This window comes from Actinospineispora acaciae DSM 45401 (assembly GCF_000620785.1).
Classification (GTDB): Bacteria; Actinomycetota; Actinomycetes; order Mycobacteriales; family Pseudonocardiaceae; genus Pseudonocardia; species Pseudonocardia acaciae.
This window is the reverse complement of sequence record NZ_JIAI01000013.1, coordinates 43,035-63,548: the sequence shown is the minus strand read 5'-3', so window position 1 is coordinate 63,548 and position 20,514 is coordinate 43,035. Positions and strand designations below refer to the sequence as shown.

The window sequence follows — 20,514 nt, the reverse complement described above, 5'->3', positions numbered from 1 at the left end:
TCAACCCAGGGCGAGGCCGCGCACCTCCGGGGGCAGCTCGCCGGGCGCGAACGGGCGCGCGGCCACCAGCTCGGCCGCCCGTTCGACCGGGACACCCGCCTCGGCGACCAGGATCCGGCCGGCCAGCTCGGCGGGCAGCAGGTCGAACCAGCGCGCGGTCAGCTCGTCGCGGCCGGGCTCGGACAGCTCGCCCCACAGCCGCAGCCTGGCCATCCCGCCGTCCGGGTAGACGTCCAGCCGAACGTGCGTGACCTCCGGGTGGGACGGCAGCCGGAAGCGGTGCCGGGTGTCGGGCTGCAGCCGCTGGCGGGGGAGCAGCTCGACCCAGGCGTCCGGCGCGGCGGCGCGCGCGTCCCGGCCGCGCAGGGTGGCCCAGCCCGGGGCGTTGCCGACGAAGTGGCTGGTGTCCAGCTCGGCCTGGCGCACCACGCCCGGGCCGGCCAGCCGCAGCTCGACGTGGTCGTTGCCGTCGTCGCGGCGGCGCGCGGTCTCCCAGCCCTCGCCCATCGTCCTGGTCAGCCCGGGCGAGATCAGGTTGCGCGGCGAGGAGTAGAACATGTTGCTGCAGTCCACCACGTCGGCGCCGTTCTCCAGCGCGGCCAGGTCGAGCGCGCCGGCGGACAGGAACCGGGGGTCGGCAACCGGCTCGCCGTGCACCCGCAGCCGTGCCACCCCGCCGTCCGGGTACAGGCACAGCCGCACGTGCGTGACGTACCTCTCCTGCTCGACGGCGAACGGGTTGCGGGCGTCGCCCTTGACGCCGACCCGCCCGAGCAGCGGGAACCAGTCGGCGTCGGCCAGCTCGGCCGCTGAGGGGTAGCCGTCCACCGCGAGGCCCTCGACGGAGACCTCCGGCGGGTAGTTGCCGGTGAAGAACGCGGTGTCCACCACCACGCCGCGCACCACCCCGGGCACGCCGAGGCGCACGATCGCCCAGTCGAACCCCGGCTCGCGGCGCCTGCGGGTCTCCCAGCCGTCGTACACCTGGCCCTTGTGGCCGAACGTGGCGGCGCTGTGCGTCGGCGCCTCCGGCTTGATCAGGTTCTCCCGCTCGGCGAACAGCTCGTCGTTAGCCGCGACCACGCCACCGCCGAGCCGGCGCGACGCCAGGTCCACGAGGCGGGCGAACTCCGGGAGGGACGGGTCGGTCATGGTGGCTCCTTCGCGGCGTCTGACGAAATCCCCGACTCACCCTGATGAAATCCCCGACTCGCGGGTGAGCAGGCGGGCGGGCGCGGGGGTGGGGGTGCCTCGGAGGTAGGTGGTGCGGACGGTGCCTGTGAGGCGGTGGTTGGCGTACGGGGTGAGGGGGTGGCGGTGGTGGAGGGCGGTGGGGTCGACGACGAACTGCTGGTCGGGGGCGAAGACGCAGAAGTCGGCGTCGTTGCCGACCTTGATGGCGCCCTTGCGGGGGACGCCGGCGATCTCGGCCGGCCGCCGAGCCATCCAGCGGGCGAGGTCGGGCAGGGTGTGGCCACGGCGGCGCGCCTGGGTCCAGATGGCGGGCAGGCCGAGCTGCAGGGACGCGATGCCGCCCCAGGCGGTGCCGAAGTCGCCGGCGTCGAGGTGCTTGAGGTCCGGGGTGCACGGCGAGTGGTCGGAGACGATCGCGTCGATGTCGCCGTCGCGCAGGCCGTCCCAGAGCCGCTGGCGGTTGGCTGCCTCCCGGATCGGTGGGCAGCACTTGTACTGGGTCTGGCCGTCGGGGACGTCCTCGGCGGCGAAGTACAGGTAGTGCGGGCAGGTCTCGGCGGTGATCGACACGCCGTCGCGGCGGGCCGCCCGGATCGCCGGCAGCGCGTCCGAGGACGACAGGTGCAGCACGTGCACCCGCGCGCCGCTCGTGCGAGCCGCGTCGATGACCTGGGCGATCGCCCGGTTCTCCGCGTCGCGCGGCCGGGAGGCCAGGAAGTCGGCGTACCGGGTACCGTGCGCGGGCGGGGCGTTGTCGATCACCGTGCAGTCCTCGGCGTGCACGATCAGCAGCGAGCCGAGCCGGGCGATCTCGGCCATCACGGCGGGCAGCTCGTCGGGTGGCAGCGGCGGGAACTCGTCCACCCCGGACGGCAGCAGGAAGCACTTGAAGCCGAACACCCCGGCCTCGTGCAGCCCGCGCAGCTCGGCCAGGTTTCCGGGCACCGCGCCGCCCCAGAACCCGACGTCCACGGCCAGCCCGGCGTCGGCCGCCGCCTTGCGTTTCGTATCGAGCGCGGCGACGTCCACCGTCGGCGGGATGCTGTTCAGCGGCATGTCCACCAGCGTGGTCACCCCGCCGGCGGCGGCCGCCCTGGTGGCGGTGGCGAACCCCTCCCACTCGGTGCGCCCGGGCTCGTTGACGTGCACGTGCGCGTCCACCAGCCCGGGCAGCAGCACCTCGTCCTCGGCCAGGGTGAGCGTCTCGGCGGCGTCCAGTGGCGGCCCGTCCAGCGGCTCGACGGCCACGATCCGCCCGTCCGCCACCCCGACCTGACGCGCCACTATGGCATCGTCCGCGACCACCCTGGCCGCCCGTACCACGAGTTCCACTACGTCATCATGCCCACGGCCGTGGGGGCGTCCTCCGGTGTGGTGGCGAGCGGCTCGAACTCGGTGACGTTGTCCAACTCCGTGCCCATCGCGATGTTCGTGATCCGCTCCAGGACGATCTCCACCACGACCGGGACCCGGTGCTCGGCCATCAGGCGGCGGGCCTCGGCGAACGCGTCGGCGATCCCGTCGGGCTCGGTCACCCGGATGGCCTTGCAGCCCAGGCCCTCGGCGACCCGGACGTGGTCCACCCCGTAGCCGCCGGTCTCGGGGGCGTTGATGTTCTCGAAGGACAGCTGCACCGCGTAGTCCATGTCGAACTGGCGCTGCGCCTGGCGGATCAGCCCGAGGTAGGCGTTGTTCACCAGCACGTGCAGGTACGGCAGGTGGAACTGGGCGCCGACGGCCAGCTCCTCGATCAGGAACTGGAAGTCGTAGTCGCCGGACAGCGCCACCACCGGGGTGTCCGGGTCGGCCGCGACCACGCCCAGCGCGGCGGGCGCGGTCCAGCCCAGCGGCCCGGCCTGCCCGCAGTTGATCCACCGGCGCGGGCCGTACACGTGCAGGAACTGGGCGGCGGCGATCTGGGACAGCCCGATCGAGCTGACGTAGCGGACGTCCCGCCCGAACGCCTTGTTCATCTCTTCGTACACCCGCTGCGGCTTGACCGGGGTGTCGTCGAAGTGGGTGCGGCGGTGCATGGTCCGCTTGCGCTCCAGGCAGGCCGCCGACCATCCCGACCAGTCCGGCAGCCGGCCCTCGCCCTTGCGCGCGTGCGCCACCTCGACCAGCAGCGACAGCGCGGCGTGCGCGTCGGACACGATGCCGTAGTCCGGCGCGAACACCCGGCCGATCTGGGTCGGCTCGATGTCGACGTGCACGAACCTGCGGCCTTTTGTATACGTCTCCAGTCCGCCGGTGTGCCGGTTCGCCCACCGGTTGCCGATGCCGAGCACCAGGTCGGACTCCAGCAGGGTGGCGTTGCCGTGGCGGTGCGCGGTCTGCAGCCCGGCCATGCCGGCCATCAGCGGATGGTCGTCCGGGATGGTGCCCCAGCCCATCAGGGTCGGGATCACCGGGACGCCGGTGACCTCGGCGAACGACACCAGCAGGTCGGCCGCGTCGGCGTTGACGATGCCGCCGCCGGCCACGATCACCGGGTGCTGCGCGCTGGCCAGCAGGTCCATCGCCTTCTCCGCCTGGGCGCGGGTCGCGGCCGGTTTGTAGACCGGCAGTGGCTGGTAGGTGTCCGGGTCGAACTCGATCTCGGACAGTTGGACGTCCAGCGGCAGGTCGATGAGCACCGGGCCGGGGCGGCCGGAGCGCATCAGGTGGAAGGCCTGCTGGAACGCGCCGGGCACCTGGGCGGGCTCCAGGACGGTCATCGCCATCTTCGTCACCGGCTTGGCGATGGCGGTGATGTCGACGGCCTGGAAGTCCTCCTTGTGCAGCCGCGAGCGCGGCGCCTGGCCGGTGATGCACAGGATCGGGATCGAGTCGGCCGTCGCCGAGTACAGCCCGGTGACCATGTCGGTGCCGGCCGGCCCTGACGTCCCGATGCACACCCCGATGTTGCCGGCGCGCGCCCGCGTGTAGCCCTCCGCCATGTGCGAGGCGCCCTCGACGTGGCGGGCCAGCACGTGGCGGATGCCGCCGTGCGCCTTCATCGCCGAGTAGAACGGGTTGATCGCCGCGCCCGGGACGCCGAACGCCTGGGTGGCGCCCTCGCGCTCCAGAATCGCGACCGCCGCGTCCACAGCTCGCATTCGTGCCATGACGGAGTCCTTTCCTACGTGTTCGTGCCGGAGAGGCGTTCGACGCCGCGCAGCAGCGCCGAGTGGTCCAGCCCGCCGTCGCCGACGGCGAGCGCCGATGCCATCAACTGGGCGACCAGCGCGCCGGCCGGCAGCACCACGCCGGCCTCACGGGCGGCACTGGTCACGATGCCCAGGTCCTTGTGGTGCAGCTCGATGCGGAAGCCCGGCTGGAAGGTGTTCTCCAGCATGTTGCCCTTCTTCTGGGTGAGCACCGCCGAGCCGGCCAGCCCACCGCCGAGCACCTCCAGGGCGGCCTCCAGATCGACGCCGTAGGCGCGCAGGAACACCACCGCCTCGGCCAGCGCCTGGATGTTGCTGGCCACGATCAGCTGGTTCGCCGCCTTGACCGTCTGCCCGGAACCGCTCGGCCCGACGTGCACCACCGTCTTGCCGACCGCGTCGAACACCGGCCGCGCCGCCTCGAAGTCCTCCGCCGCGCCCCCGACCATGATCGACAACGCGGCGTTGCGCGCGCCCGCCTCACCCCCGGAGACCGGCGCATCCAACATCCGCAACCCGTTGACGTGGGCCTGCTCCGCCAGCTCCTTCGTGACGTCCGGCCGGATGCTGGAAAAATCGATGATCAGCGCGCCCGGCTTGGCGTTCTCGAACACCCCGCCCTCGCCGGCCAGCACCGCGCGCACGTCCGGCGAGTCCGGCACCATCACCGCCACCACGTCCGCGTCCGCCACCGCGTCCGCGATCGACCCCGCCGCGCGCCCGCCGGCTTCGACCAGCGGAGCCGCCTTGGCCGCCGTCCGATTGAACCCGTTAACCGTGAACCCGGCCTTGACCAGGTGCACCGACATCGGCGCACCCATGATCCCCAGCCCGATGAACCCAATGGTCGTCATGCATCCTCCCTGGTCAGAACCCGTGAGTGGTAAACGGTGCCATAGCACCGCTTACCACTCACGGGTTGTCCACAGGTGCGGCGGCGCGGCGGTCGCGGGGGAGCCAGGCCAGGCCGGGCTCGGTGCCGTTGGCGGGCTTGTACTCCAGGCCTACCCAGCCGCGGTAGCCGCGCGCTTCGAGGTCACCCAGGTAGCGGGACAGGGCCAGCTCGCCGGTGCCTGGCTCGCCCCGGCCGGGGGCGTCGGCGATCTGGACGTGCGCGACCCGGTCGCCGTAGCGGGCGATCACCTTGTCCAGGTCGTCGCCGTTGACCGCGAGGTGGTAGAGGTCGCAGAGGAAGCCGACGTTGCGCACGTCGGCCTGCTCGGCGACCCGGTCGATGACGCCGATGGCGTCGGCCGCCGTGCGCAGCGGGTAGCGCGGCGCGCCGCTCACCGGCTCGACCAGCACGGTCCCGCCGATGCGGGAGGCCGCGCGGCCGGCCAGGGCGAGGTTGATCGCCGCGAGCTCGTCCTGCTCGTGCGGGTCGGCGCCCTCGATCCGGTTGCCGTAGAGCGCGTTGAACGCCCGGCAGCCCAGCCGCTCCCCGATGCCGATGGTGACGTCGACGTTGTCCCGGAACTCCGCGCTGCGCTTGGGCCAGGAGACCACGCCCCGGTCGCCGCCGGGCATGTCACCGGCGAAGAAGTTCAGCCCGGCGAGCTGGACGCCCGCGTCCGTGACCGCCGCGACGAACGCGTCCACCTCCCGGTCGGCCGGCACCGCGACCGGGAACGGCCACCAGAACTCCACGGCGGAGAACCCGGCGGCCGCGGCGGCGGCCGGCCGCTCCAACAGCGGCAGCTCGGTGAACAGCATCGACAGGTTGGCCTCGTACCGGGGACTCACGGCGGAACCATCTACTTTCCGTATCGTGGATGTAAGTTTCTGTAGAACGAAAGTAATGAGTCCGAGTGGGCTGCGTCAAGCCCGTCGGGCTCCCGGGTGTGTGACGGGGCGCGGGGCGGCGGGTGAGCCAGTTCACCGATCCCTCTTGACGGAGCGATGGGTGCCGCCTAATGTCCCGTGATAAGGAAAGAAACTTCCACGACGCGGAAACATCTTTCCATTATCACCGCACGACAGCAGGTCACGAAAGACAAGCACAGCCACGTAGCATCACCGCCGCGCAGCACCGATGCCGCCCGGTACGGCCGCCGGCCAGCGCCCACCAGCGCCGGTCCCCGCGAAGCCGACCGGCGCGCGACACGGTTGCCGCTCGGAATTGGCGGCCACTTGGCACGGACACCACTCGGCACTGCGGCCGGACCGGACCATGGCCACGCGGGTCGGCCGCCGAAACCTCTGGGGTGAGACTGCTATGGCGCGATCTCCTGACACGCCCGGAACCCGGCGCACGGGCAGGCACCCCGTCGACGACATGCTGCCCCCGGGCAAGCTCGCCATCTACGGGTTCCAGCACGTGCTGGCGTTCTACGCGGGCGCCGTCATCGTGCCGATCCTGCTGGCCAGCGCGATCGGGCTGAACGAGCAACAGCTCATCCACCTGATCAACGCCGACCTGTTCACCTGCGGCATCGCGTCGATCCTGCAGTCCGTGGGGTTCTGGAAGGTGGGCGTGCGGCTGCCGCTGCTGCAGGGCGTCACGTTCACCGCCGTGTCCCCGATGATCGCGATCGGGCTGGCCGCCGGCGGCGGCACCGAGGGGCTGTTGGTGATCTACGGCTCGGTCATCGTGGCCGGGCTGGTGATGCTGCTGATCGCGCCGTACTTCGGGCGGCTGGTCAAGTACTTCCCGCCGGTGGTGACCGGCTCGGTGATCACCATCATCGGCATCGCGCTGCTGCCGGTCGGCGCACAGGACGTGGTCGGCGGCGGCTCCTCGCCGGACCCGACGAACGGCAAGTACCTGGCGTACGCGCTGGGCACGCTCGCCCTGATCGTGATCATCCAGCGGATCTTCCGGGGCTTCATGGCGACCATCGCGGTGCTGGTCGGGCTGGTGGTGGGCACGCTGGTGGCCTGGGCGCTGGGGGACGCGAACTTCGCCTCGGTGGGCGGCTCGGCCTGGGTCGGGGTGACCACGCCGTTCTACTTCGGGCTGCCCAAGTTCAGCGTCGCGGCGATCATCTCCATGACCGTGGTCATGCTGATCACCGCCGTGGAGACCACCGGCGACGTGTTCGCCACCGGCGAGATCGTGGACAAGAAGATCGGCAAGGACGACATCGCGCGGGCGCTGCGCGCGGACGGGCTGGCCACCACGCTCGGCGGGGTGCTCAACTCGTTCCCGTACACCTGCTTCGCGGAGAACGTCGGCCTGGTCCGGCTGACCAGGATCAAGAGCCGGTACGTGGTCGCGGCGGCCGGCGTGTTCATGATCGTGCTCGGGCTGTTGCCGAAGGCCGGCGCGATCGTGGCCGCCATCCCGCACCCGGTGCTCGGCGGCGCCGCGCTGGCCATGTTCGCCACGGTGGCGGTGGTCGGGGTGCAGACGCTGTCCCGGGTGGACTTCAACGACCACCGCAACATCGTCATCGTGGCCACCAGCCTCGGGCTGGCCATGCTGGTCACCGCGCAGCCGAACATCGCCAAGGCGGTGCCGCAGTGGGCGCAGATCATCCTGGGCAGCGGGATCACGCTGGGCAGCCTGGCCGCGATCGGGCTGAACATCGTGTTCCACCACATCGGGCGGAGTCGGGGGGCCGCCGTGGCGGGTACCCCTGGGCACGGCGAGATCCGGCTCAGCGAGGTCAACCAGATGAGCAAGGACGAGTTCGTGGCCGCGTTCGGCCAACTGTTCCAGGGCCCGACCTGGGCGGTGGAGAACGCCTACGCGCGCCGGCCGTTCTCGGACACCCAGGCGCTGCGCCGGGCGTTCCAGGACGCGCTGTTCGGCGCCACCGCCGACCAGCAGCGCGACCTGATGCGGCACTACCCGGCGCTCGGCTCGGAGGCGGTCGCGGACGGCCGGACCGGGGAGATGTCCGCCCGTGACCAGTCGACCGTCGGCCTGACCCGCCTCGCGGACGAGGACCACGACGCGTTCGAGGCCTTGACGGCGGAGTACGAGCGGAAGTTCGGCTACCCGCTGATCGTCTGCGTGCGCGACATGCACAGCCGCGACGAGGTCCTGCACCAGGGCGAGACCCGGGTGCACAACTCGCCGGCCCAGGAACACGCGGCGGCGCTGATCGAGATCGCGAAGATCGCCAGCCACCGGTTCGACGACCTGGTGGCCGGCGCGAACCCGATCCACGCCGCCCGCCTGCAACGCTACGAGAACCTGACATGACGCTGTCCGAGCTCAACGCACTGCCGGACGCCGCCGCGTACCGCGAACTGCTCGCCTGCTGCGGCTCGCCGTCCTGGGCGCGCCAGCTCACCGCCGCCCGGCCGTTTGCGACCGCCGACGAGTTGTATGCCGAGGCGGACCGTGCGCTGGCCGCGCTCACCGACGCCGACCTGAAGGACGCCCTGGACGGCCACCCCCGGATCGGGGAACGCCGCGCCGGAGACGCCACGTCCGCGCGCGAGCAGTCCGCCGTGTCCGCCGCCGAAGCCGACCTGAAGGCGGCGCTCGCCGAGGGCAACCGCGAGTACGAACGCCGCTTCGGCCACGTCTACCTCGTGGCCGCCAGCGGCCGGGGCGCCGAGGATCTGCTCGCCGACCTGCGCGCCCGCCTGGCCAACGACGCGACCACCGAATGGTCCGTACTCCGCACCGAACTAGCCAAGATCAACCGCCTGCGGCTGGAGAAGCTGCTGGACAACCCGTGAGTGGTTAGCGGTGCCATAGCAACGCTTACCACTCACGGGTTCTGACCAGGGAGGATTCATGATCACGACGCACGTGCTGGACAGCGCGCGCGGGCGGCCGGCGGCGGGGGTGCCGGTGCGGTTGGAGCGGGCCGGCTCCGGTCAAGGCGAGCCGTTGGGGGAGGCGCGGACGGACGGGGACGGTCGGGTGCGCGAGCTGGGGCCGGCCACGTTGGATGCGGGCGGTTACCGGCTGGTGTTCGACACCGGCGCGTACTTCGAGGCCACCGGCCAGCGCGGCTTCTACCCGGAGGTCGCGATCACCTTCACCGTGGACGCCGGCGAGCACTACCACGTCCCGCTGCTGCTCAGCCCGTTCGCCTACTCGACCTACCGAGGGAGCTGACCATGTCCATCGTGTTGGGACCCAACCAGTACGGCAAGGCGGAGAACCGGGTGGTCCGGATCTACCGCGACACCGGCCGGCACGAGATCCGGGACGTGAACGTCTCCACCGCGCTGCGCGGCCGCTTCGCCGCCGCGCACACCGACGGCGACCAGCGCGACGTGCTGCCCACCGACACCCAGAAGAACACCTGCTACGCCTACGCCAAGGAGAAGGGCATCGGCCAGATCGAGGACTACGCCCTGGACCTGGCGAAACACTTCGTCGACGACATCGAGCCGGTCGACGGGGCGCGGGTGCTGGTCGAGGAGTACCTCTGGGAGCGCATCGACGGGCACCCGCACTCGTTCGTCCGCTCCGGGCAGGAGGTCCGCACCGCCCAGGTCACCGTGGAGGGCAGCGGCGAGGACCGGCGGGTCTGGGTGGTCTCCGGGCTCAAGGACCTGACGCTGCTCAAGTCCACCGGCTCGGAGTTCCACGGCTTCCTGCGCGACGGCTACACCACGCTGGCCGAGACCGACGACCGGATCATGGCCACTTCCTTGGTCGCTCGGTGGCGTTATAACGAACCGGTGGCGGACTGGGGGAAGGCGTACGCGGACATCCGGCAGATCCTGCTGGCCCGGTTCGCCGAGGTGCACAGCCTGGCGCTGCAGCAGACGCTCTGGGAGATGGGCCGCGCGGTGCTGCAGGCGCATCCCGAGGTCGCCGAGGTGATGTTCTCGGCGCCGAACAAGCACCACTTCGTCGTCGACCTCTCCCCGTTCGGGTTGGACAACCCGAACGAGGTGTTCCACGCCGACGACAGGCCCTACGGGCTGATCGAATGCAACGTGACCAGGGACGACGCGCCGGCCGACGCCGGGCGGGCCTGGCAGATGATTGCGGGGTTGTCGTAGATGGAGTTCCTGCAGCCGTCCACACTGGACGAAGCGCTCGCGGCCAAGGCGGCGCACCCGGACGCGGTCCCCATCGCCGGCGGCACCGACGTCATGGTCGAGATCAACTTCGACAAGCACCGCCCGGCCGCGCTGCTCGACCTGAACCGGGTCTCCGAGCTGGCCGAGTGGACGCCGGAGAACGGGGACATACGGCTGGGCTCGTGCGTCAGCTACACCCGGGTGATCGACGAGCTGGGCGGCCGGCTGCCCGGGCTGGCGATGGCCGCCCGCACGGTCGGCTCGCCGCAGATCCGCAACCGGGGCACCGTCGGCGGCAACCTGGGCGCCGCCTCGCCGGCCGGTGACTCGCACCCGGCGCTGCTGGCAGCCGACGCGGTGGTGGAGGCGGCGTCGGTGCGAGGCCGGCGGAAGATCCCGGTCGACGAGTTCTTCACCGGCGTGAAGCGCCACGCGCTGGCCGCCGACGAGCTGATCACCGCGATCCTGGTCGCGCCGCCGAGCGGGCCGCAGCAGTTCTGCAAGATCGGCACGCGCAACGCCATGGTGATCGCGGTGTCCGCGTTCGGGCTCGCGTTAAAGGTAGACCGACGGTCGGTCGGTACCGGGATCGGCTCCGCCGCCCCGACCCCGCGCCGGGCGCGCGAGGCGGAGGAGTTCCTGGCCGCCGAGCTGGAGGAGCGCGGACTGTGGGACTCCCGCGCCGCGCTGCCCGACGGCCTGGCCGCCGAGTTCGGCCAACGCGTCCGGGCCGCCGCGGCCCCGATCGACGACGTGCGGGGCAGCGCCGCGTACCGGCTGCACTCGCTGGCCGTGATGGCCCGCCGGGCGCTCACCTGGGCCTGGGCCGACTACCAGAACGACGACCGGACCGGGAGCAACTGATGCGTATCCAACTGACCGTCAACGGCACCGAGCGGACCGCCGACGACGTCTGGGAGGGCGAGTCGCTGCTCTACGTGCTGCGCGAGCGGCTCGGCCTGCCCGGCTCGAAGAACGCCTGTGAACAGGGCGAATGCGGCTCCTGCACGGTGTACATGGACGACGTGCCGGTGTGCTCGTGCCTGGTTGCGGCCGGTCAGGCGCGCGGACGCGAGGTGCGCACGGTCGAAGGGCTGGCCGCGAACACGGCGGACGGCGCCGAGCTCGACCCGGTGCAGCAGGCGTTCGTGGAGGCCGGCGCGGTGCAGTGCGGCTTCTGCACGCCCGGGCTGATCGTCCAGACCCACGCCCTGCTCGCCGGCCGCCAGGACGTCCCGTCCGACCCGGAGATCCGGGAGGCGTTGGCCGGCAACCTGTGCCGCTGCACCGGCTACGAGAAGATCCTGGACGCGGTCCGGCTGGCGGCCTCGCGGCAGGAGGCACGCACATGACCGCGATCATCATCGAGAACGCCACCGTGGCCACGGTGGACGCCGAGCGCACCCTGCACCGGTCCGGCCACGTCGTGGTGGACGGCGCGCGGATCACGGCGGTCGGCGCAGGCCCGGCCCCGGACCCGGACTCGGACCAGGTGCCGGCCGGGGCGCGGCGGGTGGACGCCGAGGGCTGCCTGGTCACCCCCGGGTTCGTCAACACCCACCAGCACCTCTACCAGTGGGCCACCCGCGGCCTGGCCGTGGACGACACGCTGTTCGACTGGCTGACCGCGCTCTACCCGGTGTGGGCCGGCATCGACGCCGAGGTCACCCACGCGGCGGCCACCGGAGCGCTGTCCTGGCTGGCCCGCACCGGCTGCACCACCGCGTCGGACCACCACTACGTGTTCCCGCGCGAGGGCGGCGACGTGCTGGCGGCCGGGGTGGGCGCGGCCGCCGAGGTGGGCCTGCGGTTCCACGCCACCCGAGGCTCGATGGACCTGGGCAAGAGCCAGGGCGGGCTGCCGCCGGACGACGTGGTCGAGGACGTGGACGCGATCCTGGCCGCCACCGAACAGGCCGTCGACCGCTTCCACGACCCGTCGCCCGAGTCCATGCTGCGCATCGCCGTGGCCCCCTGCTCGCCGTTCACCGTCACCGCCGAGCTGCTCAAACGCTCCGCCGAGCTGGCGAGGGCGCGCAACCTCAGGATGCACACCCACCTGGCCGAGACCGCCGACGAGGACGACTACTGCCGCGAGCACTTCGGCCGCACGCCGACCGAGTACGCCCACGACCTGGGCTGGCTGGGGCCGGACGTCTGGCTGGCGCACGCCGTGCACCTGGACGGCGCGGCGATCGCCTCGCTGGCCGCCACCGGCACCGGCGTCGCGCACTGCCCGTCCTCGAACGCCCGCCTGGGCGCCGGCATCTGCCGGACGCGGGAGCTGCGCGAGGCCGGCGTCCCGGTCGGGCTCGGAGTGGACGGCGCCGCGTCCAACGAGGCCGGCTCGCTGCTGGAGGAGGCCAGGCACGCGCTGCTGTTCGCCCGCGCGGTCGGCGGCCCGAAGGCCATGGGCGTGATGGACGCGCTGGAGCTGGCCACCATGGGCGGCGCGCGGCTGCTCGGGCGCGACGGCGAGATCGGCTCGCTGGAGCCGGGCAAGCTCGCCGACCTGGCCGTCTGGCGGCTGGACACGCTGGCGCACGCGGACATCGCCGACCCGCTGGCCGCCCTGGTCCTCGGCGCGCCGCCGCCGATGGACCTGCTGCTGGTGCACGGCCGTCCGGTGGTCGAGTACGACCGGGTGGTCACCGTCGACGAGGCCGAGGTGGCCGCCGCCGTGCGCCGCGCCCACGACACTGTGCTGGAACGAGCGGGAGTGACGTCATGACCAGAGCGTTGCCGATAGGTACGCAGAGCACAGGCGGCGGCATCGGCGCAAACGCGCAGCGCCCGGACGCGACCCTGAAGGTGACCGGCGAGTTCGCCTACGGCAGCGACCTGTGGCACGACGACATGCTGTGGGGCGTCACGCTGCGCAGCCCGCACCCGCACGCCCGGATCCGGTCGCTGGACATCGGCGAGGCGCTGGCCACCCCGGGCGTGTACGCGGTGCTCACCGCCGAGGACGTGCCCCGCAATGCCGTCGGCCTCGAGCACGACGACCAGCCGGTGCTCGCCGACGGCGTGGTCCGCTACCAGGGCGAACCCGTCGCGCTGGTGGCCGCCGACCACCCCGAGATCGCCCAGCGCGCGGCGAAGCGGATCAAGGTCGACTACGAGGTCCTGGAGCCGGTCACGGACGCGGAGACCGCGCTGCGCCCGGACAGCCCGCGCGTGCACGAGAACGGCAACCTGGTGCGCCACCTCAAGCTCCGCAAGGGCCTTCCCGCGCCGCAAGCGGACGTCGTGGTCACCGGCGAGTACACCGTCGGCATGCAGGACCAGGCGTTCCTCGGCCCGGAGTCCGGCCTGGCGATCCCCGCCGAGGACGGCGGCGTGGACCTGTACGTGGCCACCCAGTGGCTGCACGTCGACCAGAAGCAGGTCTGCGCGGCGCTCGACCTGCCACCCGAGAAGGTGCGGCTGACCCTGGCCGGCGTCGGCGGCGCGTTCGGCGGCCGCGAGGACCTGTCCATGCACGTGCACGCCTGCCTGCTCGCGCTGCGCACCGGCAAGCCGATCAAGATGGTGTACGACCGGGAGGAGTCGTTCTTCGGCCACGTGCACCGGCACCCGGCGACCATGCGCTACGAGCACGGCGCGCGCCGCGACGGCACCCTGGTCTACGTCAACGCGGAGATCTGGTTCGACGGCGGCGCGTACGCGTCGAGCACCTCGGCGGTGGTCGGCAACGGCGGCACCATGGGTATCGGCCCGTACGTGGTGCCGAACGTGCGGATGGACTGCTACGGCGTGTTCACCAACAACCCGCCGTGCGGCGCGATGCGCGGGTTCGGCTCGGTGCAGGCCGCGTTCGCGCACGAGGCGCAGATGGACAAGCTGGCCGCCGCGCTGGACATGGACCCGGTCGAGCTGCGCTGCCGCAACGCCATGGAGCTGGGCTCCGAGGCGCCGACCGGCCAGGTCGTGGACAGCCCGGCCCCGGTGGCCGAGCTGCTGCGCCGGCTGGAGGCCATGCCGCTTCCGGAGTCGCTCGGCGCGGCCCCCGACCTGCGGGACGTGCCCGGCGGGGTGGCCAACACCACGCACGGCGAGGGCGTGCGGCGCGGTGTCGGCTACGCGGTGGCGTACAAGAACGTGGGCTTCTCCGAGGGCTACGACGACTACTCCACGGCGCGGGTGCGGCTGGAGGTGGTCGGTGGGGAGGCGGCGGTCACCGTGCACACGGCGGCCGCCGAGGTCGGCCAGGGCCTGGTCACCGTGGAGCAGCAGATCTGCCGCACCGAGCTGGGCGTGGACACCGTGACCGTCCAGCCCAAGGACACCGCCGTCGGCTCGGCCGGGTCCACCTCGGCGTCCCGTCAGACGTACATGACCGGCGGCGCGGTGAAGCTGGCCTGCGAGCGGGTGCGGGACCGCGTGTTCGCGCTGGCCGCCACCCGGTTCGGTGTCGCGGAGAGCGGCCTGCGCCTGGACGGCGGCAAGCTGGTCAGCGACGGGCACGGGGTGCTGTCCACGCTGGTCGACGTCCTGGGCACCGAGGTGATCGACGAGACCGCCGTGTACCGGCACCGCCCCACCGAGGAGATCGACCCGGAGACCGGCCAGGGCTTCGCGCACGTCCAGTACGCGTTCTCCGCGCACCGCGCCGTGGTCGACGTGGACGTCGAGCTCGGCCTGATCAAGGTCGTCGAGCTGGCCTGCACCCAGGACGTGGGCAAGGCGATCAACCCGGAGGCCGTCCTCGGCCAGATCCAGGGCGGCACCGCGCAGGGCCTCGGGCTGGCCGTGATGGAGGAGATCCAGGTGATCGACGGGCAGATCAGGAACCCGTCGTTCACCGACTACCTGATCCCGACCATCCTGGACATGCCGCCGATGCGCATCGAGGTGCTCGAGTACGCCGACCCACATGCCCCGTACGGGCTGCGCGGCGTCGGCGAGCCGCCGACCATCTCCTCCGGCCCCGCCGTGGTGGCCGCCATCCGACAGGCAACCGGCCTGGCGCTGTCCCGGGTACCGGTCCGGCCCGAACACATCACCGTCACCGGAGGTTGATCACCCCATGCCCCTGATGTTCCTCAACGGCACCGCCATGTCCGGCGAGGCCGACCACCACCTGGTCGGCGACGCCCCGCTGGTGGCCAAGACGCGCACCGCGCCCCGGTACCGGTTCTACGCGGTGGGCGGCGCCTACCCCGCGCTGGAGGACGTCGGTCCCGGCGCCGGCGCGTCCGTGATCGGGGAGGTGTACGAGCTGTCCTACGCCCAACTGCGTGACGTGCTGCTGCCCGGCGAGCCGCCCGGGCTGGAGCTGGGCGTGATCGAGCTGGAGGACGGCTCGGGCTCGCTGGCCATGGTGCTCCGCCGCACCCACGAACCGCTCGAGCTCACCGACATCACCGAGCTCGCGTCCTGGCGCGCCTATCTGGGTTCCTGACGCTTGCCTTCGGTGGAATCGTTGTTTGCGGAATAGTCAATTTTCGTGACTCCGGTTCGTGGGTAGCGTCGTGCTCATGCCCGCGAAAAACGAATTCCTGGTAACCTGCAACCAGCTCGGCCATACGATGATTGCGCTGGACGCGCACGATTTGACGGAAGTCGCCAGGGTGCGGACGCCGCCCGAGCCGCACATGGTCGTATTCGACGCCAAGCGCGCATTGTTGTACATCGCGATCACGTATCGCGACGGGTTCTACGACGTGCACGGCGACCACGGCACCGAGATCACCGTGGTCAACGCGCGGACCTGGACGATCGACAAGGTGGTGGACATCGGCCCGTACGCCGGCCCGCACGACATGTACCTCGACCCCCGGGCCGACCTGCTCTACGTCGCGTGCGAGTCGCACGGCGGATGCGTTGCCGTCCTCGATCTGGACACGCTCACCGTGGCCGGCCACATCCCCACCGAGGCGCCCGGCCCGCACTGGATAGCGGCACTGCCGGACGGCACGAAGGCGTACACCGGAAACAAGGAGGCGGAGTTCGTCTCCGTGCTCGACCTGAAAGGCCGGCGCCTGACCGGAAAGATCCCCATGCCCGACGGCTCCGAGGACCTGGAACTGTCCGCCGACGGCCGGCACCTGTACGCCAATGACCGGTCCAAGCCGTTCGTGCACATAGTCGACACCGCGACCGACCAGAAGATCTGCTCGATAGAACTGCCCGACAATCCGCACCGAATGCACGTGACGAGCACCGGCCTGGTCGTCATCTCGCATTTCCACCTACCGTGGTCGTTCGCGAAGGCGAACCCCGGCTCGGTCAGCATCGTCGACCCGCGGCGCCGCGAGGTGCTCGCCCAGGTCCAGGTCGGCGCCGGCCCGCTCGGCATCAGCTCCAGCCCGGACGCCCGCCGGATCTTCGTGGACAACGCGAACGACGGCACCATGACCGTGATCGACGCGACGGCGTACCGGGTCGAGCGGGTGGTGCCCCTGGACCGGGGCGCGCACGAGGTCATCCACATCTCGCTCGCGGGGTAACGTCGCCGGCGTGCGACTGACAAAATTCGGACACGCGTGCGTGCGCCTCGAAGACGCCGGAACCACCGTCGTCCTGGACCCCGGAGCCCTCACCGACCCGGCCGCCGTCCAGGGCGCCGACGCCATCCTGATCACCCACGAGCACTTCGACCACTTCGAGCCGTCGAACCTGCGCGCGGCCGCCGAGGCCAACCCCGACGTCCTGGTCTGGGCACCGGCCTCGGTGGCCGCCCAGCTCGGCTCCGTCGACGAGCTGGCCGGCCGCGTCCGCACCGCCGCCCACGGCGACGTGCTGCGCGCGGGCAACCTCGACGTGCACGTCTACGGCGAGTGGCACGCGCCCACCCACCTCGACCCGATCCCGAACGTGGGCTACCTCGTGGGCGGCCGGGTCTTCCATCCCGGGGATGCGTTCACCGTGCCCGAGGATCCGGTGGGCACGCTGTTGTTGCCGACGAACGCCCCGTGGCTGAAGTCCGTCGAGGTGCTCGACTTCGCGGAGGCCGTCGGCGCCCTCGGGGGCTTCTCGATCCATGACGGGCTGGTCAACGACATCGGCCTGCGGGTGGTGGACAACATCCTCGCGGCGACGTCCAAGCGGACCGGGGTGGAGTACGCGCGACTGGAGGTCGGCGCCGGGGTGGAGCTGGGCTCGGAGAGCTAGCGGGTCAGAGGGGCATGTACTCGCCGCCGTTGACGTCCAGGGCGACGCCGGTGATCTCCGAGGCGTAGCGGGAGAGCAGGAACAGGACGGCGCCGGCGCAGGCCTCGTCAGGGGGGATGCGGCCGAGCGGGTTGGCGGAGGCCACCTCGCGGTAGATGTCGTCCTCGGTGACGCCTCGGCGGGCGGCCTCGAACTGGCGGTAGAGGCGCACGTTGGGGCCTTCCATCCAGCCCATCACGGCGTGGTTGACGCGGATGCCGTGCTCGCCCAGCTCCAGGGCGAGGTAGCGGGTCGCCGTCGCCATCGCGGCCTTGGTCACCGCGTACCCGCCCTCGCCGCGTTTGGGTTTGCGGGTGGCCATGGTGCCGATGTTGACGATCGAGCCGTGGCCGGCGGCGGTCATCGGGGCGACGACCTCCCTGGTCACGCCGAGGGCGCCGTGCAGGGTGATGTCCAGGGCGCGGCGGAGCTGCTTGTCCGGGGTGTCCAGCAGGTCGTGGAAACCGGGGTGGCTGAACGCCGAGTTGACCAGGCCGGTGACGGTGCCGAACTCGTCGAGCGCGCGCGTCACCAGCTCGCTGACCTGGTCGGGTTTGCGCACGTCGCAGGGGACGCCGATGGCCTGGCCGCCGGCGGCCGCGATCTCGGCGGCGACCTTGTCCATGGTGTCGGTGGAGCGGGCGCACATCACCACCTTGGCGCCCTCGGCCGCCGCCCTGGTGGCCAGGTCGGCGCCGAACCCGGGGCCGACCCCGGTGATCACTACTACCTCGCCGGACAGGATCACAGGTACACCTCCGTGTAGAAAGCGAAGTCGCGCTCCAGCCGCTGCTCCGACAGGCCGAAGTCGGCAGTTGTGTAGTGGTGCGCGGAGCGGCTCTGCGCACCATTGCGCACCAGGTAGTCCGCGAACGCCGCCTCGTCGTCCGCATTCGGCGGCAGGCCGAGTGCGTCGAGCACCCGGCCGGCCTGGGCGGCGGGGTCGGCGACCAGCGCGTCGTAGCGGACGTCCACGAACCGCTCCGGGCGGGCCGCGCGCACGGACGCGAAGTCCCGCAGCGCGTGCGCGAACCGCTCGCTCCAGTACCGACCGATCGCGGCCGCGTCCACGGACTCGCTGTACTGGGCGCAGATCGTCCGCACCATCGAGGCGTACGACGGCACCGCCTTCACCGGGTCGCGGTGGGTCATCACGATCTTGCAGTCGGGGAACGTGTCCAGCACGGTGGCCACCGCCGTGAGATGGTGCGGCGACTTGAGCACCCAGCGCCGGCCGGCCCGCGCCGGGTCCTGCCAGCGCAGCACCTGCAGCCACTCGCGCAGCTCGCGGTAGGCCCGGGCCTGGTCGGCGGTGCGCATCCAGTCGCCGTAGCCGGGCACCCAGTAGAACGACTCGAAGCTCATCGACGCGAACGACCTGTCGACCAGGATCACGTCCTCCTCCGGCCCGTCCCATTCGATGGTGTGGATGTCGCCGAAGTCGGGGGACAGCTCCAGGAACATCCGGGTGCGCTCCTGGGCGCGGCGCTTGCGCTCGGGCGCGTCCGGGGCCTCGCCGGGGAACGGGATCGGGTACGCGGTCTCCCAGGACAGCGTGGAGGTCAGCCTCGGCGACGCGGCCAGCAGCCGGTGCATCAGGGTCGACCCGGTGCGCGGCAGCCCGCAGATCTCGGCGGCCAGGTCCACCTCGACGTCCAGGATCTCCGGGTGGCGGCGTTGCAGCGCGCGCAGCCGCAGCCTGTCCACCAGCAGCGCGGTCAGCCGGCGGCGGGTCATGGCCAGGCCCAGCTCGGACAGCCTGGCCTCGTCGTTGAGGCTGGTCACCAGCGCGCACAGCGGTTCGAGGAACCACTCGTCGCCGAACTCGTCCGAGCCGGCCTTGGCGCGCGCGGCGGCCAGCAGTTCGTCCACCCTGAGCGGTTGCGTCATGACGTCTCCAGGGAGTCGAGGGGCACCACCCGGCAGGTCGGGATCGGGTGTTCGGCCGCGCCGAGCCAGCGCAGCAGCGCGGTGCCGCGGCGGTGGCCGTGGGTGTCGATCCAGTTGCGCGCGCCGGGGTCGCGGTCGGCCACGACGATGGTCAGCCGGCCGTCCGGGTCCAGCGTGGCGGTGTGCTTGTTGACGGTGATCGAGTGGGCGTGGTCCAGCGACTCCATCCACCAGTTGTCGAGCTGGAAGTTCCAGTACGGGCAGTCCGGGACGTCGGTGGTGATCACCCAGGCCTGGTCGGGGCGCAGCGTCCAGTAGCCGTGCAGGTAGAAGATCTCCGGGTCGCCGCCGGCGCGCTGGAACATCTCCTGGCCGAAGTCGGGCAGCTCGTTGGGCCTGGCCATGAACGTCTCGGTCCAGTGGGCGAAGGTGGCGGCCGTGCCGTGCACCGCCAGCGCGGCCCGGCGCAGCGCGGCGCCCAGGGACTCCGGGCGCAGCGGAGGCGGCGGGCCGGGGTCGTCCAGGCGGGCGATGTGCCAGCTGCCCGGGGTCTCGGTGGTGCGGTCCAGGTAGGTCTGGCGGACCACCAGGCCGGTGGAGTCCGGGGCCAGCGGCAGCCAGTTGCGGCCTTGCCCGGCGGCGGGCTCGGACGCGCTGGCGATGATCTCGACGGTGCCGTCGGGCTCGACGACCAGGTCGGAGTCGGTGAGCTCGCCGGTGGAGGCCATGGTGCCGTCCTTGGCGTACCGGTTGGCCTTCGAGCCGATGCTGAAGTAGGCGATGGTGCCGCGCCGGCCGGTGATCAGGTAGTCGCGGTCGCCCCGGATGTTCGCGGACAGGTACACGTTGTCCGGGTTGTCCGCGCCGATCTTGACCAGGTCCAGCTCGTGGAACCGCGGCCGGTCGGGGTCGGTGTTCTCGACGCAGGAGTAGAGCATCTCCCTGGTCAGCCGCGTGAGGTAGCGGAAGCCCTCGGCCCTGTCCAGCGGGGTGTCCGGCGCGGCGTCCGCCAGCACGACCTGCCCGGCCCGTTCCAGCGCCCGGCAGAACTCCGACCAGGCCCGCCCCGTCCGTACCGCCTCACCGAGCTCGTCCACGCGGACCTCCTAGAACAGGTTCTAGCTCGCAGGCTCGCAGGCTATCGCATTCTGGACAACGTTCAAATCGCCGCCCGTGCCGACGCCGC

19 protein-coding genes are annotated in these 20,514 nt (G+C 71.8%); 11 read left to right on the top strand and 8 right to left on the bottom strand.

Annotated elements, in window-relative coordinates; genetic code table 11:
* From alc to N912_RS0138270, 5 genes are read right to left on the bottom strand one after another with little or no spacing between them, the layout of a single operon-like run.
* Positions 1 to 1,152, bottom strand: a complete 1,152-nt coding sequence (alc, locus tag N912_RS57300; protein ID WP_037068806.1) for an allantoicase — start codon at positions 1,150 to 1,152, stop codon at positions 1 to 3.
* Between the two features lie 36 nt (positions 1,153 to 1,188).
* Positions 1,189 to 2,526 carry an allantoinase AllB gene (gene allB, locus N912_RS57295; RefSeq protein ID WP_211261549.1) on the bottom strand — a complete coding sequence of 446 codons (1,338 nt, stop codon included), beginning with the start codon at positions 2,524 to 2,526 and terminating at the stop codon, positions 1,189 to 1,191.
* Complete coding sequence (gene gcl, locus N912_RS0138280; RefSeq protein ID WP_028926578.1) at positions 2,526 to 4,301, bottom strand: glyoxylate carboligase; 1,776 nt, start codon at positions 4,299 to 4,301, stop codon at positions 2,526 to 2,528. The genes allB and gcl overlap by 1 nt, the downstream gene beginning before the upstream one ends.
* A 14-nt stretch (positions 4,302 to 4,315) precedes the next feature.
* The gene (locus N912_RS0138275) at positions 4,316 to 5,197 is read right to left on the bottom strand and encodes a 2-hydroxy-3-oxopropionate reductase (protein WP_028926577.1); all 882 of its coding nucleotides are present in this window, start codon (positions 5,195 to 5,197) and stop codon (positions 4,316 to 4,318) included.
* 58 nt (positions 5,198 to 5,255) lie between these two features.
* The gene (locus N912_RS0138270) at positions 5,256 to 6,056 is read right to left on the bottom strand and encodes a hydroxypyruvate isomerase family protein (protein ID WP_051581417.1); all 801 of its coding nucleotides are present in this window, start codon (positions 6,054 to 6,056) and stop codon (positions 5,256 to 5,258) included.
* 502 nt (positions 6,057 to 6,558) lie between these two features.
* On the opposite strand from N912_RS0138270, the gene uraD (N912_RS0138265) reads away from it, so the two are divergent.
* The 11 genes from uraD (N912_RS0138265) (at position 6,559) to N912_RS0138215 (ending at position 17,399) form a co-directional block, all read left to right on the top strand.
* Positions 6,559 to 8,493, top strand: a complete 1,935-nt coding sequence (uraD, locus tag N912_RS0138265) for a 2-oxo-4-hydroxy-4-carboxy-5-ureidoimidazoline decarboxylase (RefSeq protein WP_028926575.1) — start codon at positions 6,559 to 6,561, stop codon at positions 8,491 to 8,493.
* On the top strand, positions 8,490 to 8,978 hold the full coding sequence (uraD, locus tag N912_RS0138260) for a 2-oxo-4-hydroxy-4-carboxy-5-ureidoimidazoline decarboxylase (RefSeq protein WP_028926574.1): 489 nt from the start codon (positions 8,490 to 8,492) through the stop codon (positions 8,976 to 8,978). The genes uraD (N912_RS0138265) and uraD (N912_RS0138260) overlap by 4 nt, the downstream gene beginning before the upstream one ends.
* A gap of 58 nt (positions 8,979 to 9,036) precedes the next feature.
* Positions 9,037 to 9,363 carry a hydroxyisourate hydrolase gene (uraH, locus tag N912_RS0138255; RefSeq protein ID WP_028926573.1) on the top strand — a complete coding sequence of 109 codons (327 nt, stop codon included), beginning with the start codon at positions 9,037 to 9,039 and terminating at the stop codon, positions 9,361 to 9,363.
* A gap of 2 nt (positions 9,364 to 9,365) precedes the next feature.
* Positions 9,366 to 10,262 (top strand): factor-independent urate hydroxylase, encoded by an 897-nt coding sequence (pucL, locus tag N912_RS0138250; protein WP_028926572.1) that lies wholly within the window; start codon positions 9,366 to 9,368, stop codon positions 10,260 to 10,262.
* On the top strand, positions 10,263 to 11,147 hold the full coding sequence (locus N912_RS0138245; protein WP_028926571.1) for an FAD binding domain-containing protein: 885 nt from the start codon (positions 10,263 to 10,265) through the stop codon (positions 11,145 to 11,147).
* Positions 11,147 to 11,635 (top strand): (2Fe-2S)-binding protein, encoded by a 489-nt coding sequence (locus N912_RS0138240; protein ID WP_028926570.1) that lies wholly within the window; start codon positions 11,147 to 11,149, stop codon positions 11,633 to 11,635. Before N912_RS0138245 ends, N912_RS0138240 begins: the two co-directional genes overlap by 1 nt.
* Positions 11,632 to 13,014, top strand: a complete 1,383-nt coding sequence (locus tag N912_RS0138235) for an 8-oxoguanine deaminase (RefSeq protein ID WP_028926569.1) — start codon at positions 11,632 to 11,634, stop codon at positions 13,012 to 13,014. The genes N912_RS0138240 and N912_RS0138235 overlap by 4 nt, the downstream gene beginning before the upstream one ends.
* A complete protein-coding gene (gene pucD / locus N912_RS0138230) occupies positions 13,011 to 15,305 on the top strand; it encodes a xanthine dehydrogenase subunit D (RefSeq protein ID WP_028926568.1) in 2,295 nt (764 codons plus the stop codon). Before N912_RS0138235 ends, pucD begins: the two co-directional genes overlap by 4 nt.
* A gap of 7 nt (positions 15,306 to 15,312) precedes the next feature.
* Complete coding sequence (locus tag N912_RS0138225) at positions 15,313 to 15,687, top strand: allophanate hydrolase-related protein (RefSeq protein WP_028926567.1); 375 nt, start codon at positions 15,313 to 15,315, stop codon at positions 15,685 to 15,687.
* Positions 15,688 to 15,763: 76 nt separating this feature from the next.
* Positions 15,764 to 16,735: a YncE family protein gene (locus N912_RS0138220; RefSeq protein ID WP_156994292.1), complete on the top strand. Its 972-nt coding sequence runs from the start codon at positions 15,764 to 15,766 to the stop codon at positions 16,733 to 16,735.
* 10 nt (positions 16,736 to 16,745) lie between these two features.
* A complete protein-coding gene (locus N912_RS0138215; protein WP_028926565.1) occupies positions 16,746 to 17,399 on the top strand; it encodes an MBL fold metallo-hydrolase in 654 nt (217 codons plus the stop codon).
* A gap of 4 nt (positions 17,400 to 17,403) precedes the next feature.
* On the opposite strand, the gene N912_RS0138210 is transcribed toward N912_RS0138215, so the two are convergent.
* From N912_RS0138210 to N912_RS0138200, 3 genes are read right to left on the bottom strand one after another with little or no spacing between them, the layout of a single operon-like run.
* Positions 17,404 to 18,186, bottom strand: coding sequence for an SDR family oxidoreductase (locus tag N912_RS0138210; protein ID WP_028926564.1), 783 nt, complete (start codon positions 18,184 to 18,186; stop codon positions 17,404 to 17,406).
* Positions 18,183 to 19,328, bottom strand: a complete 1,146-nt coding sequence (locus N912_RS0138205; RefSeq protein WP_028926563.1) for a sulfotransferase family protein — start codon at positions 19,326 to 19,328, stop codon at positions 18,183 to 18,185. Before N912_RS0138205 ends, N912_RS0138210 begins: the two co-directional genes overlap by 4 nt.
* Positions 19,325 to 20,425: a DUF1214 domain-containing protein gene (locus N912_RS0138200; RefSeq protein ID WP_028926562.1), complete on the bottom strand. Its 1,101-nt coding sequence runs from the start codon at positions 20,423 to 20,425 to the stop codon at positions 19,325 to 19,327. The genes N912_RS0138205 and N912_RS0138200 overlap by 4 nt, the downstream gene beginning before the upstream one ends.
* Between the last annotated feature and the right edge of the window lie 89 nt (positions 20,426 to 20,514).